This window comes from Streptomyces platensis (assembly GCF_008704855.1).
Classification (GTDB): domain Bacteria; phylum Actinomycetota; class Actinomycetes; order Streptomycetales; family Streptomycetaceae; genus Streptomyces; species Streptomyces platensis.
In genome coordinates, this window is sequence record NZ_CP023691.1 from 626,336 (window position 1) to 642,270 (window position 15,935).

At 71.4% G+C, this 15,935-nt stretch carries 14 protein-coding genes; 6 read left to right on the top strand and 8 right to left on the bottom strand.

Features of this window, described 5'->3' with window-relative positions:
- Positions 1–31: 31 nt before the first annotated feature.
- The 3 genes from CP981_RS02730 to CP981_RS02740 all read right to left on the bottom strand — a co-directional run bounded on the left by CP981_RS02730 (position 32) and on the right by CP981_RS02740 (position 3,220).
- Positions 32–1,132, bottom strand: a complete 1,101-nt coding sequence (locus tag CP981_RS02730) for a PP2C family protein-serine/threonine phosphatase (RefSeq protein ID WP_425282107.1) — start codon at positions 1,130–1,132, stop codon at positions 32–34.
- Between the two features lie 346 nt (positions 1,133–1,478).
- Positions 1,479–2,729, bottom strand: a complete 1,251-nt coding sequence (locus CP981_RS02735) for an MFS transporter (protein WP_085925845.1) — start codon at positions 2,727–2,729, stop codon at positions 1,479–1,481.
- Positions 2,720–3,220: a MarR family winged helix-turn-helix transcriptional regulator gene (locus tag CP981_RS02740; protein WP_085925846.1), complete on the bottom strand. Its 501-nt coding sequence runs from the start codon at positions 3,218–3,220 to the stop codon at positions 2,720–2,722. The genes CP981_RS02735 and CP981_RS02740 overlap by 10 nt, the downstream gene beginning before the upstream one ends.
- A 223-nt stretch (positions 3,221–3,443) precedes the next feature.
- Here CP981_RS02740 and CP981_RS02745 point away from each other — a divergent pair, with 223 nt between their 5' ends.
- Positions 3,444–5,534: a SpoIIE family protein phosphatase gene (locus CP981_RS02745; protein WP_085925847.1), complete on the top strand. Its 2,091-nt coding sequence runs from the start codon at positions 3,444–3,446 to the stop codon at positions 5,532–5,534.
- A 92-nt stretch (positions 5,535–5,626) separates the two neighbouring features.
- Here the strand turns inward: CP981_RS02745 and CP981_RS02750 are convergent, their stop codons facing one another.
- Both CP981_RS02750 and CP981_RS02755 read right to left on the bottom strand, forming a co-directional pair.
- Entirely contained in the window at positions 5,627–7,150 is a 1,524-nt protein-coding gene (locus tag CP981_RS02750; protein WP_085925848.1) for an FAD-dependent monooxygenase, read from the bottom strand.
- 54 nt (positions 7,151–7,204) lie between these two features.
- Positions 7,205–7,903: a TetR/AcrR family transcriptional regulator gene (locus CP981_RS02755; RefSeq protein WP_085925849.1), complete on the bottom strand. Its 699-nt coding sequence runs from the start codon at positions 7,901–7,903 to the stop codon at positions 7,205–7,207.
- Between the two features lie 193 nt (positions 7,904–8,096).
- On the opposite strand from CP981_RS02755, the gene CP981_RS38430 reads away from it, so the two are divergent.
- A complete protein-coding gene (locus CP981_RS38430) occupies positions 8,097–8,219 on the top strand; it encodes a transposase (RefSeq protein WP_143658922.1) in 123 nt (40 codons plus the stop codon).
- 47 nt (positions 8,220–8,266) lie between these two features.
- Here the strand turns inward: CP981_RS38430 and CP981_RS02765 are convergent, their stop codons facing one another.
- Complete coding sequence (locus tag CP981_RS02765) at positions 8,267–8,713, bottom strand: DUF5946 family protein (RefSeq protein ID WP_085925851.1); 447 nt, start codon at positions 8,711–8,713, stop codon at positions 8,267–8,269.
- Positions 8,714–9,162: 449 nt separating this feature from the next.
- Between CP981_RS02765 and CP981_RS02770 the strand changes: the two genes are divergently transcribed.
- From CP981_RS02770 to CP981_RS02780, 3 genes are all read left to right on the top strand, one after another.
- Positions 9,163–9,480 (top strand): hypothetical protein, encoded by a 318-nt coding sequence (locus CP981_RS02770; RefSeq protein ID WP_085925852.1) that lies wholly within the window; start codon positions 9,163–9,165, stop codon positions 9,478–9,480.
- A 135-nt stretch (positions 9,481–9,615) separates the two neighbouring features.
- Complete coding sequence (locus CP981_RS02775; RefSeq protein WP_085925853.1) at positions 9,616–9,900, top strand: hypothetical protein; 285 nt, start codon at positions 9,616–9,618, stop codon at positions 9,898–9,900.
- Positions 9,901–10,023: 123 nt separating this feature from the next.
- Positions 10,024–10,317 (top strand): hypothetical protein, encoded by a 294-nt coding sequence (locus CP981_RS02780; protein ID WP_085925854.1) that lies wholly within the window; start codon positions 10,024–10,026, stop codon positions 10,315–10,317.
- A gap of 102 nt (positions 10,318–10,419) precedes the next feature.
- Here CP981_RS02780 and CP981_RS02785 read toward each other — a convergent pair whose 3' ends face one another.
- Positions 10,420–12,504, bottom strand: coding sequence for a SpoIIE family protein phosphatase (locus CP981_RS02785; protein ID WP_085925855.1), 2,085 nt, complete (start codon positions 12,502–12,504; stop codon positions 10,420–10,422).
- Positions 12,505–13,057: 553 nt separating this feature from the next.
- On the opposite strand from CP981_RS02785, the gene CP981_RS02790 reads away from it, so the two are divergent.
- Positions 13,058–13,828: a GNAT family N-acetyltransferase gene (locus CP981_RS02790; protein WP_085925856.1), complete on the top strand. Its 771-nt coding sequence runs from the start codon at positions 13,058–13,060 to the stop codon at positions 13,826–13,828.
- A gap of 34 nt (positions 13,829–13,862) precedes the next feature.
- Here the strand turns inward: CP981_RS02790 and CP981_RS02795 are convergent, their stop codons facing one another.
- Positions 13,863–15,929 (bottom strand): SpoIIE family protein phosphatase, encoded by a 2,067-nt coding sequence (locus tag CP981_RS02795; protein ID WP_085925857.1) that lies wholly within the window; start codon positions 15,927–15,929, stop codon positions 13,863–13,865.
- Positions 15,930–15,935: the final 6 nt, after the last annotated feature.

Consider the following 15,935-nt stretch of genomic DNA (forward strand, 5'->3'; position numbering starts at 1 on the left):
GCCCCGCGCATCCTGAGCGGGCCCAATCTGATCAGGCACCGTGGTGAGGGTGGCGCCGGGTGACGGCCAGGATGGCCATGTCGTCCTCGTGGTCGCCCTCGGTCCAGCGGCCGACATCCTTGGTCACGGCCTCCACCAGCGCCTCGGGGTCCGTGAACCGCCGGCCCAGGCGCCCCGAGCACACCGGGTCGTAGAAGGCGCCCCGCTTGTCCCGCGCCTCGGTGACCCCGTCCGTGATCAGCAGCAGCGAGGCTCCCGGGGGCAGTCGCACCCCGTCGACCGGTACGGAGGCCGCCGGCGCGAGGTCGCCCAGTCCCACCCCGAGGGGCAGCTGAGGGATGGTCGGGTCCAGCCGTACGAGCTGTCCGCCGTGCACCAGATACGGGGGCGGATGCCCACGGTTCACCAGGCTCAGCATCTCGCCGTCGGCGGAGACCTCGGCCAGCACGGCGGTGGTGAAGCCCTCACTGGAGATCACCGGCCCGCTCCGGGCCGCGGCCCTGGCCAGCGCCTCGTCCAACCGCTGCCCCAGCGAGTTCAGGGTGGCGGCGTATTGGGCCTCCTGACGGAACGCACCGAGCGCCACCGACACCGCGGCGACGGCCTTGATGCCTTTGCCCCGCACATCGCCGATGATCATCCGTACCCCGAACGGCGTCTCCTGCACCGCGTAGAAATCACCGCCGATCCGCGCCTCGGCCTGCGCCGCGGTGTACCCGGCTGCCACGGCCAGCGGCCCGGCCTCCTTCGGCGGGTCCGGAAGCACCGCCCGCTGGACCGCCTCCGCGACATCCCTGGCCAACGCCAGATCCCGGCCCTGCCGCACGATGAGCCGGTTCACCCCGAGCGCCAGCACCCCGATCAGGCCGACCACCGCCAGATCCACCAACAGCGGCGTCGCCGGACGCCCCCGCTCGATGTCCAGAGCCACCGAGACCACACAGGTGACACACACGACGGCGAGCGCGGAACGGAAGGTGAGCGTGGCCCCGGCGACGAGCGGTGCCGCGGCCAGCAGCGGGAGCCCCATATACGGCTCGGGCGCGAAAAGGTTCAGCAGCACGCCGGCCAGGAGGGCCAGCGCCGCGAGTATCCAGGGCACCTTCGCCAGCGTGGGTTGCAGGCCATTCACAGCGCATCTCCTGCTGCCGGACCGCGCCCGCGACGCGGAAACCGGCGGACGGTGTGCCACACCGCCAGGTGAGTCATTCCGATGGCTTCACATATACGCCTTGTGAGCCGGATGTGCTCGTTACGAGCGGCTCCTGGCCGGGGGCCGGGGCGGGGCCGGGGGCTTCGGACTGGCTGGATCCGGACGGCGGGTCGCGGGGGCCCGAACGCTCTTGCCCGTGGTGACCACCACCTGGCCGGGCAAGGCGCCGGAGCCAGGCCCGGGGCCAGGGCCAGGGCCAGGGCCGGCGGAGGAGAACCGCTGACCGGGACGGCTCGCCCCGTCCGGCTCGTGATGCCTGGTGCCTCTAGCCGGCCGCCGCCCCGCGCGGCGAGGGCGCGGAGAACCAGCGCAGGCCCGGTGTGGTCGTACCGACCAGGGCGACCGCTCCGATGCACAGCAGACCGCCGCTGACCAGGGCCGTCGTGCCTGACGTGGCGTCCGCGACGAGGCCGCCGCGCAGGTTGCCGAGGTCCGGTCCGGCCTGCCCGACGATCTGTTCTGCGGCGCTGACCCGGCCGAGCAGTTCGTCGGGGGTGTGCAGTTGCACGAGGGTGCTGCGGGAGACGACGGAAACGGTGTCGGCGGCACCCGCCAGAGCCAGGAAGGCGAGGCCGGCCCAGGGGTCGGCCGACAGGCCGAACAGGGCGAGGGCCGCGCCCCAGGTGGCCGAGCCGGCGAGCATGACGAGACCGGGGCGGGAGAGGCGGGTGAAGCTCCCGGCGAAGAGGGATGCGGCGACCCCGCCGACGGCCACGGCGGTCAGGAAGAGTCCGAGGGTGCGGGGGTCGTCGCCGAAGCGTTCCGCGTTGACCTGGGGGAACAGGCTGACCGGCATCGACAGCACGGTGGTGGCCAGGTCCGTGAGGAGCGCGCCGCGGATGACGGGAGCGCGGACCAGGAAGGCGAGGCCGTCCGCCACGCCGCGCAGACCGGGCCGGGCGGGCTCGTCGCCGGGGCTCATCCGGGGCAGGCCGAACGCCCCATAGAACGCGGCGGCGAAGGTGAGGGCGTCGATCAGATAGCAGCCGCCGACGCCCAGCAGGCCCAGGATCAGCCCGCCCAGTGCCGGGCCCGCCAGCATGGCGCCCTGAAAGGAGATCCGGTTCAACGCCACCCCGGCTGCGCGCTGTTCCTCCGGCAGCAGACGCGGAATGAAGGTACGGGAAGCCGGAGCGCTGCCGGCCGTGAAGCAGGACTGCACCGCGACCAGTAACAGCACCGCCGCGGTCGGAAACTGCCCGACGAGCCCTTGCAGGGCGAGCAGGGACACACACCCGGCCTGGCCGGCGGTCATGATCAGGTAGAACTTCCGCCGGTCCACGCGGTCGACGAGCGACCCGATGAAGAGGCCGAGCACGATGAGGGGGACGGCCTGGGCCAGGCCGACGGCCCCGGTCCAGACGGTGCTGTGGGTCGTCTGCCAGACCTGGTACATCACGGCGACCAGGGTCATCTGCCCGCCGAGCCGGGAGAGCGCCTGGCCGAACCACAGCCGCCGGAACGGTGCCGACCGCCGCAGCGGCGTCACATCGAGCAGGGCGTGCTTCACTCCCATGCGGGGTCCGCGGTCAGCTTCTCGGCGATCCGGTCGTGGAAGCTCTTGTGCGCGAGCAGCTGCTCGATGTCGGCGACGACCCGGGTCAGCGGATAGGGGAGCTCGGCCTCGATCTCGGCGACGGCCGCCTCGGTGGCGCGCCACTCCGCGGCCAGCCGTCCGACGATGCCGCGGGCCCGGTCCGTGAGCGCCACCTTCTTGCTGCGCGCATCGTCGCCCGGCACGGTCTCCACCCAGCCGGCCGCGCGCATCGCGGCCACCTTCTGGCTGAGTGCGGAGTGCGTCCGGCCGACCGACTCGGCCAGTGCGGTGATGGTCATCGGTCCGCGGGCGTGGAGCCGGAGCAGCTCCAGGACGAAGCTCGGCTTGAGCCCGGTGATCCGTTCCTCGGTGTAGAGCCGGGCGATGTCCGCGTCCATCGCTGCCTGTAGCAGTCGCAGCGGCCGCCACAGGGTCTGCTCGGTGGGATCGAAGGTGGGGTTGTCGGCCATCCACGGATCGTAACAGTGCTTATGTAAGTGCTGTCAGATTGCTTCTGGCCAAGTGGCGCCCGGGCCCCTGCGGGACGGAGTGTGCGGCCGGCCGGTCCTGGTGGACCATGGAAGCCACAGCACTCGCCAGCGAAGGGGAGGGCCCACAACCAGCGAGGTGGACAGGCCACGGGCCGGAGCGAGGGGCCGGCCACGCGGTCCGTCGGGTGGAAGGAGTGCCCGGGTGAGCGCAGCCGACAGGCGTCCGGCCGGAGCCGGGCAGCCGGAGGGAGTACTGCCACAGCCGAGCGGGCTGATGGACCTCCTCGGCGTGGCCGCGGTCCTGCTGGACGCCGATGGGCGGATCGTCCTGTGGAGCCCGCAGGCCGAGAACCTGTACGGCTACACCGCCGAGGAGGCGCTCGGGCGGTACGCGGCACCCCTGCTCATCCACCAGGAGCACTGGGACCTGGTGATCGGCAGGTTCACCGGGGTGATGGAGACCGGCCACAGCTGGAGCGGCACCTTCCCCGTACGGCACAAGGACGGCACCGTACGGCTGGTGGAACTGCGCAATATGCGGCTGACGGACGACCACGGCGATTTCTACGCCCTCGGGCTGGCCACCGACTCCTCGACGCTCCGCGAGGTGGAGCGGGATGTCGCCCTGTCCACCCGGCTGATCTCCCAGTCCCCCATCGGGCTGGCGATGCTCGACACCGAACTGCGGTATGTGGCCGTCAACCCCGCCCTGGAGCGGATGCACGGCATACCCGCGAAAGATCACCTCGGGCGGCACTACCGCGAGATCATGACCGCCACGAAGTTCGAGGTGCCCGAGGCCGCGATGCGGCAGGTCCTGAAGACCGGGACGCCCATGGTCGACCAGACCACCGTCGTCGGCCGTACCCCCTCCGACCCGGGCCACGAGCACGCCTGGTCGATCTCGCTGTACCGGCTGGAGGACCCGCACGGGCGGATACTGGGGGTGGCCGACCTGGTCGTGGATGTCACCGACCGGCACCAGGCGGCCAGGGAGGCCGCCGAGACCCGGCGTCGGCTGGCCCTGATCGCCGACGGCACCGCCCGGATCGGCACGACGCTGGAGGTGGGCCAGACCGCCCGGGAGCTGGCCGAGGTCACCGTGCCCGAGCTCGCCGACGTGGTGACGGTCGATGTCCTCGACTCCGTGCTGGACGAGCACCGCCCCACCCCCGACGACGGCACGGCGCTCTTCCGCGCCCTCGCGGTGAAGGCCGCCTACCCCACCGAAGCCGTCCAAGCCGCCGATCCGCCCGGCCATATCGCCGCATACGACACCGACCGCCTGGCCACCCAGTGCGTGCGCACCGGCCGCCCGATCCTCGTCCCGCACGCCGATGCCGACGACCTGGCACGCATCGCCCGCGACGACCACGCCGCCACCTTGCTGGCCCGCGCCGGGGTGCACTCCTACCTGCTGGCCCCGCTCACCGCCCGCGGCCAGATCCTCGGCGTCCTGGGCCTCATTCGCGCACGCAACTCGCCCCCCTTCGACGGGGACGACCTCGCCCTCGCCTCCGAACTGGCCTCCCGTGCCGCCGTATGCATCGACAACGCCCGCTCGCACCAGAGCGTGCGCAACGCCGCCGAGACCCTTCAGCGCAGCCTGCTCCCCGACCACCCGCCGCACCGTCCCGGTCTACAGCTCGCCTCCCGGTACCGGCCCGCGCAGGCCACCTACGAGATCGGCGGCGACTGGTACGACGTCCTCCCGCTCGACGGCGACAAGACCGGCCTCGTCGTGGGCGACGTCATGGGCAGCGGTATCGACGCCGCCGCCACCATGGGCCGTCTGCGCACCGCGACCTGCGCGTTCGCCGATCTCGACCTCGACCCCGCCCAGGTCCTCCAGCACCTCGACAAGATCACCTCGGGGCTGGAGCACTACATCGCCACCTGCGTCTATGCCACTTACGACCCCCACCGCTCGGTGTTCCACATCGCCACCGCCGGCCATCTGCCGCCCGCCCTCGTACGCCGCGGCCAGCACCCCGAGCTCCTCGACCTGCCCATCGGCGTACCCCTAGGGGTCGGCGGTGTGCCCTTCGAGACGATCACCTTCGCCCTCGACCCCGGCGACCAACTGGTCCTCTACACCGACGGCTTGGTGGAAACCCGCCACCACTCCCTCGACGAACGCCTCGACACCCTGCTCCGCCTGCTGGACGCCCCCGACCGCTCCCTGGAAGAAACCTGCGACCGCCTCCTCCGCGAACTACGGCGCCCCGACGACCCGGACGATGTCGCCCTGCTGATCGCGGGGACCGAGCGGTTCTTCCCGGAGACGCCCTAGGCTCCGTCGTCACATGTCACGCCCACATCAGCAGAACTGCGCGGGTGAGGGCTGCACCACGTCCGGACCGGGCCGGGTAGCAGCCGTTCGTTCTAGTTCTGCGGCGCGCCGAACCACTGGGCGGCCGCCTGCTCGAACGCGTCGCGATCCGGGGCGGGCTCGCTCGTCCAGGCAACGACGCCGTCGGGCCGAATCAGCGCGGCGCCCAGCCCGAGGTCGTTGCGCGCCGGGCCGGCCGCGTAGTGGATCCGGCTTTCCCACCCCTTGGCCGCGACCTGCAGCGCACGGTCGGTGCTGAAGTCGAGCACGACTCCCCGCCCATGGCGCAGCAGCTCGCCGAGGCGGGTGCCGTCCTCGAAGCGGAAGTCCGGGGCGCTGCAGCCGATGAAGGGTTTTTCGCTGCCCAGGTCGTAGCGGTTGAACAGCCCCGACGTCTTTTGGTACACGTGCGTGGATCCGTCGGCGGTGCGCATCAGGTCGTGGACGAGCTGACGCAGCGCGGGGGTGTTGGGGCCCGGCTTCATGGTCGCGACCTGGGCGCGGGACCAGTCGAGCACGGCGGCGCCGACGGGGTGCCGCTCGGTGGTGTAGGTGTCGAGCAGGCCCTCGGGTGCCCAGCCGCGCACGGTGGCGGCGAGCTTCCAGCCGAGGTTTACGGCGTCACCGATGCCGAGGTTGAGGCCCTGGCCGCCCAGGGGCGAGTGAATGTGCGCTGCGTCGCCGGCGAGCAGCACCCTGCCCTCGCGATACGTCGTCGTCTGCATCGCGCGGTCGGTGAAGCTGGAGGCGAGATGGACCTCGTTCAGCGTCACGTCGGTGCCGGTGATGCGGCGCAGGACCGTCTGGAGGTGTTCGCGGGTCAGCGGCTGGGAGCGGTCGAAGGCGGCGCCGTCGAAGTCCATCATGCCCAGGTGCCCTTCGAGGGGCGTGCGCAGATACATACCGTTCGGCGTCTGGTTGAACCCGAGCGGCAGCTGCTCGGGGTCGGCGAAGGTGACCTTGGCGAGGTAGCCGGTGAACAGCGGCTCGGTGCCCACGAATTCGAAGCCGGCGAGCTGACGTACGGCGCTGCGCCCGCCGTCGCAGCCCACCAGCCAGCGCCCCTGGTACTCCTGGCCGCCTGCCGTGACCAGGATGGATTCGGTGTCCTGCGCCACGGCCGTGACGAGAGCATCCCGGATGATCTCGACTCCGAGCGCGGTGGCCCGCTCGCACAGTACCGATTCGGCCCCTTCCAGGTTCGTGATGAACCCTTCCATCGCCGGGCTGGCCAGCCGGGGCGGGAGGGCGGTGGTGTCGATGTCGGCCGCGGCGAGCATCATGCCCGCGAAATGGCTCAGCCCACGAGGGTCGGGCGCCACGACCGCTTCCGGATCCGCGCCCACCTCCCGCGGGTTGACTCCCGAAGCCTGCGCTATCGCATCCAGGAGGCCGCGGCGGTAGAACGTCTCGGCCGACCCGGCGTTCAGACCCCGCATCCCGAGCGGTAACGCCTTCATGGGCGAGGTGAGTTCCGGGTCCCGTTCAAGGACCAGAACCGAGCAGCCGGACAGGGCCAGCTCGCCGGCCAGGAACAGACCGACCGGGCCACTGCCCGCGATCACGACGTCATGCATGAGAGGTGTCCTTTCGAGAAACGAACAGGGGGCCATCCGCCCGGATCGGCCGGGTCAGCGCAGATGGGTGAGGCCGTCGAGGATGACGGCGATGCCGGTGAGGAACTGTTCGCGGTCGTCGTGCTCTCTCATCTGGCCGACAACGGCGTGCATGAACGGGTAAGCCTCCGGGTCCAGCTCCTGCCATGCCGCCGACGCCGCCTCGAGGAACTCGTCGCGATCCCCGTCGGGGTCGATCCCTGAGATATCCCCCTCCATGCGGGCGCTCTGGCCGGCGGCTCCCAGGATGTAGTGCACGAGCGTCGAGGCCCCGTCGAACCAGGAGGCTCGCGGCACGCCCAGGGCGCCCATCTGCCCGCCGATCCGCTCGAAGATACCCACCGTCACCGGGCCGACCGGGTTCCGGATGATCTGGCGGGTCAGCCGCGTGGCGAGCCACTGGTGTACGGCAATCGCGTCGAACAGCGCCAGCGCGACGGCACGGATCTCATCCCCGGGCGTGGCCGCGGCCCCGGCGGGCCGGGTCGCCAGCGCCGCGCCGATCACGGTTTCCGTCGCCGTGTCGAGCAGTTCGTCACGGGTGCCCACGTGGTAGTAGATCGCCCCGGAACCGGTGGACAGCCGTTCGGTCAGCGCCCGGATGGTCAGCGCGCCCTCGCCGCCCGCATCGAGCATCGCGACCGCGGTGTCGATGATCTGCTCTCGGGAGAGCACCTGGTTGCGCCGCTGTGGTCGGCCTGCTCGCGTTGTCATACCTCGATGGTGGCACGCTTGGTACAGCGATCCAAAGTGGTGCGCTGTACCAAATGCGCTACGGCCCCAGTGCCCGAGTGCGTGCACCGCCTGCGAGTGCGGACTGAAAACGTGAGCAGGTCAGTCGGCGCATGTGTCGAGCACGGACGACAGGGCCGTCTCCTCCTCGTCGGTGGTGGCGGATCATGATCGGGTGATACGTCGCCATGAACTGTCCGATGCCGAGCGGGAGTTCGTCCGGCCGTTGCTGCCCGTGTCGCTGCGTGAACGCAAGCGGCCGGATGACCGCGGGGTCCTCAACGGGATCGTGACCTAGAGGGGGTCGGCACAGTCCCGTCGGCCGCGCGGACATGCCGACAGCGCCTAGCTCCACGCGTCGACCGTCGCGGCGGCCCAGGCCGTCACGCGTTCTGTGAACTCCGCGGAGGGGAACGACCCGTCGACGGCGACCTCATGGATCGTGACGGAGAAACGGGAGGGCGGCGCGTCCCGGTGCGGCAGGGCCGCGTCCCGGGCTGCTGGTGCGGGCCCGCCTTTCACACGATGGGAGTTGCCACGGCGGGCCCGGCCGACGAGCTGGTTCACCTCGTCGAGGCCGCCTGCGAGGTAGGCCTGCAGGAGCGCCCAGGCCCTCGCGCCGTTGTCGGCGGGAAGCCGGCTGGGGTGTTGGAGCAGGAAGCAGGCGACGGAGACGCCGTGCAGCGGCCCCCACGGTGCCTGCCGTGCATGGTCCAGCGCGAGCAGTGTCTGGAACAGCTCGTCACAAGATCGCGGGTCCATCGGCGCACCGCACTCTGCACAGGGTTCCATGCCTTCTCCTTGATCCTCGGGGTACGGCGTACCAGCGTCTCCGGGTTCGCGTTTCCGCGCATGTGGTTTTCCTCAGGGCGCGGAGCGTTTACGGCTCTGCACACCTCCGTTGACTGAATGCGCGCATTTATTGGGCGAATTCTTATGCGCCGCCGGGTTATTTGCGCAGCCGAATTTCGATATGGCTTGATTCGGTGACGGCTCCACCGGCGACCGGCCAAATGAGGAAGCCCCGGGAGCGCGGCTCCGTCATGCTCATGCCCTTCCTGCCCAGGACGTCGGCAACAGCGGCGTGCTCGGGCCACCCGGGAGGCTCAATTATTCGCCCGGTTTCGGGGCTCTCAAGTGGTGCGCCGTGACAATGCAACTGGCTGTGTGTCATATCACTACTGCGCCGCAGAAGGCCGACAGGGTGTCGCCCTTCGCAGCAGGCCGAAAGGAACATGTCCATGCGCACTGCCCGCACTCTGTTCGCCTCAGCCGTGATCACCGCGATGTTCGCGGTCACCGCTCCCACCGCGACCGCGGTCGAGGACCACACCACGGACCATGTCGCGTCGAGCAGCTCCCGTCACGACCACGACCGGTGCAAGCACGGACACCACAAGCGCGACCATCACAGGAAGAACCACCACAGGCGCGATCACCACAACCGCGATCACGACAACCGCGATCACCACAACCGCGATCACCACAGGCGGGACCACCACCGGCCGTCCGGCGGTGTGCACACCGGCGGCGGGGCCCTGGCCGACCTCCTGCGCTAGGAGCCGGGCCGGGCACGACGGTCGGTGACCGGGTGCCGGCCGGCTCCTGCTGTGCTGCGGGGGCGGACTCTCCTGGTGGGGAGCCCGCCCCCGTGGCGATTCGCCGTGTCCGGCGACGGCTGATAGGGAGGTGACATGAGCGAAATCCCTCCGGTTCTGACCGTGACCGCCATCAGCACCATCGGAGTCACCGATGTCCACGACGCCAACGCCGACTCATGGCTGGTGATCGAAACCGCCGAGCAGGGCCAGCTGTTGCTGAACCTGCCCGGCCCCATGTACCGGGCCGCGGTCCAGTCGACCGAACTCCCGGCCGACCAGCCCGGCCCCGGCCGCCTGGCCCTCACCGAGGCCGAAGTCACTGCCTATCGCGCCCATATCGCGAGCCTGACGCGCACCGGCCAGGAGCCGTCCGAGTGACTCGGTGACCGGCCGGACCGGTCACCGGCCTCGCGGGTACCGCCGGCCTGCTCCGGCAGTGGAGCTGGCGGCGGACGTCTCACGGCCGCGTTTCAAGCGGCCGAAAGCGGCAACGCGTTGCGCATGTCCACACGCGCTCGTTACCGCAACAACGAAGCAGCGAAGGTCGTCGTCGTCCTCGCGGATCTGACGGCATTGATCCTCGGTCTGTGGATCCTGTTCGCCCTCGTCGACGCGAACCGCGCCAATGACCTGGTCACCTTTGTCCATGCGGCGGCCGGCTGGCTGGCCGGTTGGTCGCACGATCTGTTCACCATGGACGCCGACTGGTTGCGGACCGTGCTGAATTACGGGCTGCCCGCCGTCGTCTATGTGTGCGTCGGGCACGCGCTGGCTGCCCGGATCCGCCGTATCTAGGGCGACACCCAGCCCCCGGCTCTCTGAGGGCCCGATGGAGCCCGTTCCGCGCTGTGGCGAACGACCGGCGTCAGGTGTCCCCGTGATCCTCACGACCAGCCCCTACGTGCCCCGTCCCTGGCCCCCGGCCCGCGCGATGAGGAGGGCGACGTCGTCCGGGTCGCCCGGGTCGCGCAGGGCGTCAAGAAGGCGGTCGCAGGTGTCCTCCAGCGTGCGGTCCGGGCGGGTGAGAAGGTCGAGCAGGAGCGCCAGGCGCTCATCGATGGGGTCGTGGCGGGTCTCGACCAGTCCGTCGGTGTAGAGGACCAGCTGGTCGCCGGGGCGCAGGCGGAAGGTGGCCTCCTCGAAGGGCACCCCGCCGACCCCTAGGGGTACGCCGATGGGCAGGTCGAGCAGCTCCGGCGACCGGCCCGTGGGCATCAGTACCGGTGGCAGATGTCCGGCGACGGCGATGTGGCAGACCGCGTGCTGCGGGTCGTAGACGGCGTAGGCGCAGGTGGCGTACTGGTCCAGATCTGCGGTGATCTTGTCGATGTGCCGCAGCACCTCGGTGGGCGGGATGTCGAGGTCGGCCAGGGTGGAGGTGGCGGTGCGCAGGCGTCCCATGGTGGTGGCGGCGCCGATGCCGCTGCCCATCACATCGCCCACGACCAGCGCGGTCTTGTCCGCCCCGAGGGGGACCACGTCGAACCAGTCGCCGCCGACTTCGCTGGTCGTGCCGGCGGGCTGGTAGCGGGTGGCGATCTCCAGGCCCTTCCGGTGCGGCGGCCGGTCGGGGAGCAGGCTCCGCTGGAGGGTGATGGCGGCGTTGCGCTGGCCTTGGTAGAGGCGGGCATTGTCGATGCACACCGCGGCGCGCTCGGCCAGTTCGGCGGCCAGCGCGAGGTCGTCCTCGTCGAACGGCAGCGGGTTGCGGGCACGGGTGAGGCCCAGGGCGCCGAGTACCTCGCCGCGGGAGATCAGCGGCATCGTGAGATACGTGTGGATACCGGCTCTGGCCAGCAGGGCGGCGGCCTCGGGGTCGCGGGCGATATGGGCCAGGTCCCGCTCCTGGACGTGGGCTATCAGGAGGGGCCGGCCGGTGCGTACACACCGGGTGGCCAGTCGGTCGGCTCCGTAACTGGCGAGGTGGCCGGGTGGATCGGCGGCGCGGACCGCCTCCGTGGGGTAGGCGGCCTTGACCGCGAGGGCCCGGAAGAGCGCGGGGCGGGCGCCGGAAGCCTGGGGCGGGCGGCCTTCCAGGACGGAATCCAGGATGTCCACCGCCGCTACGTCGGCGAGCTCGGGCACGGCGACCTCGGCCAGCTCGCGGGCGGTCTGCTCCACCTCCAGAGTGGTGCCGATCCGGGCGGTGCCGTCGGCGATCATGGCCAGGCGGCGGCGGGCGCGGGCCGCCTCGGTGGCCGCGCGGTGCCGGTCGGTGACGTCCACCGAGAGGCCGGCCACCCCGAGCACCCGGCCGCCCGGGTCCTCCAGCCGGTAGTAGGAGACCGACCAGGTGTGCTCGTTGTCGGGGTCGGCGGGGGTGCGGCCCACGGTGTACTCGTCGACCAGGGGCGTGCCGGACGCCAGGACCTGCCGCAAGGCGGCTTCGATGGCGTCGGTGTCCAGGAACGGCAGCACCTCCGGTACCGACCGGCCGATGTGCTCCTCGGCGGGCACCCCGTTCATCCGCGCCAGCGCCGGGTTCACGGCCAGATAGCGCAGCTCGGTGTCCAGGACGGCCAGGCCGATCGGGGACTGCGAGACCAGTCGCGTGGAGAGCGCCACATCGCGTTCCACCTGGCGCAGGATCTCCTCGTCCGTGGCGATGCCGAGGGCGTAGAAGTCACCGCGGTCGTCCAGCAGCCGCATATTGCGGAACTCGACGAGCCGGGAGCTGCCGTCCTTGTGCCGGACGGGGAAGGCGCCGGCCCAGCTCTCGCCCGTCGCCATCACCTCGGCGAACAGGCTGATCACCAGGTCCAGGTCCCGCTCGTGGACCAGCAGCCGCCCCGCGAACCGGCCCAGCGCCTCCTGCGCGGTGTAGCCGAACAGCTTCTCGGCCTGCGGGCTCCACAGCACGATCCGGCCCTCGCCGTCGAGCAGCACCGCCGCGACGCTGAGCAGATCCAGCAGCCCGCTCCGCTGCGGCGCCCCGGGAGGCGGCTGGTCGCCCGCCGGGCCGAAGGGGCCTGCTGTACCCATCCCAGGCACCTCCTCCGCCTGTGCGCGCGGCATGCGGCCCCGCCGGCTCCGGGCTGCGGCCCGTGTCCACTACACCTCGCAGTGCTTCCATGTTCCCCGGATCGGGGAGGCCGCGCAGTCGCGCCGGGCCGGCCCGCGGGGCCACGGGCCGGCGATGCCGTGGGCAGGGAGCGCACCGGTCCGCATCGTGATCAACACCACCCCTCCCGCGGCGGCCCGGCGGGGCCACAGCGTGCGCACGGGAGACGGTATCCGCGCTGGTCGCGCCCGGGAGAGCAGGCAATCCCGGGCCCGTTCCCTGAGTGAACGGGGCCGGTCGGCGGGGCCAGTCCGCGGTGTCCGCCGCCGCAATTTCCGGAACGCATTCGCCGCCCGGTCCCCGGATTTGCCTCGGGCCAGGGGCGGTGTGCAACAGTGGGCCTCCCGGTCAGCCGGGCGCGCCGCCTGCGCAGCCCCTGCCGGGACTCCCCCACACCCCCAGACGGTCGGTTCCGGCTGCGCCCTGTGCGTGTCCGGGCCGTCGCCCTCCCGTTACGTCCTTCCCGAGAGAGCGATGCAGGCAACGACTCTTCCTCCCCGGACCGCAGACCTGTTCCAGCAGGGTCTGGAGCAGCAGGCCGGCGCAGCCCTGCTGCGTTTCGGCGCTGCCCGACGACGCCCGTCCGGCCGGATCAGCTGGTCCGGCAACGGTGCTGCCGCCTGGCTCGACGACGCCCGCGGACATCTGTGGAGCGTCGGCGAAGCGGTTCCCGCCGCCGGGCTCGTGCTCCGTGCCGCGCATGAACTCCCCGACGGCATAAGGGAGTTCACCGGCCCCCGGGGCACCGACACCCTGGTCGGCCGCCACCTGGCGGTGTCCGATGTCGTCGAGTGGGTCTTCCGGTGGACGCTGGAGGAACCGCCCCTCCAACGGGCCGAGGAGCGGGTGATCGAGCTGGACGAGACGCACCACGAGGAGCTGCTCGCCTTCCTCAACGAGCACAGCCCCGCCCATTCGACCGGCCCCGGCTCCGCCGGCGTCAGCCTGTGGACCGGTATCCGCGCCCCCGACGGGCGGCTGGTGGCCTGCGGCGCCCTGAGCAGCCTGCGGGACAGCGGGGCCCCGCTGATGGCATCGGTCGCGACGGACGCGCGGCTGCGCGGTCAGGGGCTCGGCGCGGCGCTGACCTCGTGGCTGACCCGGTACGCCGTACGCCGGCACGGGTTCTGCACGCTGTGGCAGCTCGCCGACAACTCCCCCGCCGAACGGCTCTACACCCGGCTCGGATACCGCAACGAGGACCCGTGCGTCTCCGCGCGCATGGCCGCGCCGGGCCTCCCTTGAAGGACGCCGGCCCGTCGGTGCCGGGGTCAGCTCCTCACGGCCGTACGCGGTGGACCCGGGCGAGCAGCAGAACCGTGTCATCGGCCGGGGAGCTCGGTACGAGGCGGGCGAGGATGTGGTCCGCGGCGGCTTCCAAGGAGTCCGGGAGCCGGTGCAGTTCGCTGCGCAGCGCCGTCAGCCCCTCGTCGATGTCGTGGTCCCGGGCCTCGATGAGACCGTCGGTGTAGAGGACGAGGGTGGTGTCGTCGGGCAGGTCGACCTCCGTCGAGCGGAAGGGGCAGCCGCCGACGCCGAGGGGTACCCCCAGCACCTCGTCGATGACCTCGGTCCGGCCGTCGGGATAGCGGAGGAGCGGCGGGGGGTGGCCGGCGCTGGCGATCCGGGTGCCTCCGGTGACGGGGTCATAGCGGATGTAGAGGCAGGTGGCGAGTTCGATGCCCGCCTCCTGGGCGCAGTGGTCGAGTTCGGTGAGCAGCTTTTCCGGTTCCTGGTCGTGGCGGGCCAGGGCCTTGGCGGTGATGCGCAGCCTGCCCATCGATGCGGCGGCCGAGACGCCGTGTCCCATGACATCGCCGACGACCAGGGCGACTCGCTGGTCGGGCAGGTCGATCACGTCGTACCAGTCGCCGCCGACCTCGGTGACGTGACTGCCGGGCAGATAGCGGTGGGCGAGGTGCAGGGACGGGAAGGACCCCAGGGAGCTGGGCAGCAGCGCGCGCTGGAAGGTGAGCGCGATGTTCCGCTCGCGGCTGTAGAGGCGGGCGTTGTCCAGGCAGAGCGCGGCGCGGGAGGCGAGCTCCGAGGCCAGGCTGAGGTCTTGATCGGTGAAAGTCGCGCGGGCCGCCGACCGGCCGAAGATGGCGATGCCCTGCACCGTGTCCCGGGCGATGAGCGGGGCGAGGAGGAGGCAGGTCAGACCGCTGTCGGCCAGCAACCGGGCACGTGCTTCGTCGAGCATGGTCCGCAGCATGAACTCCTCGTTCACCGGCACCGCGATCGGACGGCCGGTGCGCAGCATCCGGTGGATGGCGGAGCCCGGCGGGTAGTGCACTCCGGCCACCCCGCTGACGAGTTCCGTCGCGGGAGGGGGCAGCACGGTGCCGTGTGCGAGACGGCGAGTGAGCACCGGCAGCGCCGGGTCGAACGGCTGCCGCTCGTCCAGCCCTTCCACGAGCTCCACGACGGCCGCGTCGGCGAAGACCGGAACCACGGCGTCGACCAGCTCCTGGGCGGTGACCTTCACGTCCAGGGTGGTGCCGATCCGGGTGGACGCCTGGTCCAGCAGCGCCAGCCGCTGGCGGGTGGCGGTCGCCTCCACGATGGCCTGCTCCCGGTCGGTCACATCCACCAGCAGACCGCCCACTCCCGCGCGGGTGCCCCCGGCCCGGGAGAGCGGGAAGAAGCTCACCGACAGGACCTTGTCCCGGTCCGGGTGGCCCCGGGTGCGCATCCCGACCCGCACTCCCGCGATCGGCTTGCCGTCCCGGGCGACGTCGCGCAGCATCTGCTCGTACTCGCCGCCGTCCGCGGTGATCATGATGTCGGTGAGGTGCCGCCCCAGGTGGTCCTCGATGGGGAGCCCGTTGATGTCGGCCAGGCCCTGGTTGAGGTGGGCGTAGCGCAGCTCCTCGTCGAGCATGACCAGGCCGATGGGGCAGGTCTCGAAGAGCGCGTCGAGGAAGGCGAGATTGGTCTTCACCCGGTCCAGTTCGTCGCCGCGGCTCGCCAGGGCCATGACCACCGAATGCCCCGCCTCCCCGGCCACCGGGAAGACCCGGAAGCCGCAGTCGAAGGCCGAACCGTCCGGATGCGCGGCGAGCAGCCGCCCACGCCAGTAGCCCTCGGTCCGGCCGCGCTCGGCCAGGCGGGCGCACGCGTCGGGGCCCTCATCGGGCGAGGCGGGGAAGAGAAGGGCGCCGGGTTTCGCCAGCGCCTCCGCGGCCCGGTAGCCGAAAAGCTGCTCGGCGCCGGGGCCCCAGTAGCAGATCCGGTTGGCGTCATCGATGCCGAACACGGCGACGGCGACATGTTCCAGCAGCGACCCGGGCTCGGACCAGAGTGGTCCGCGAGCCTGCTGCCCGCTCGGCCGATCTGATGGCACCGGCTT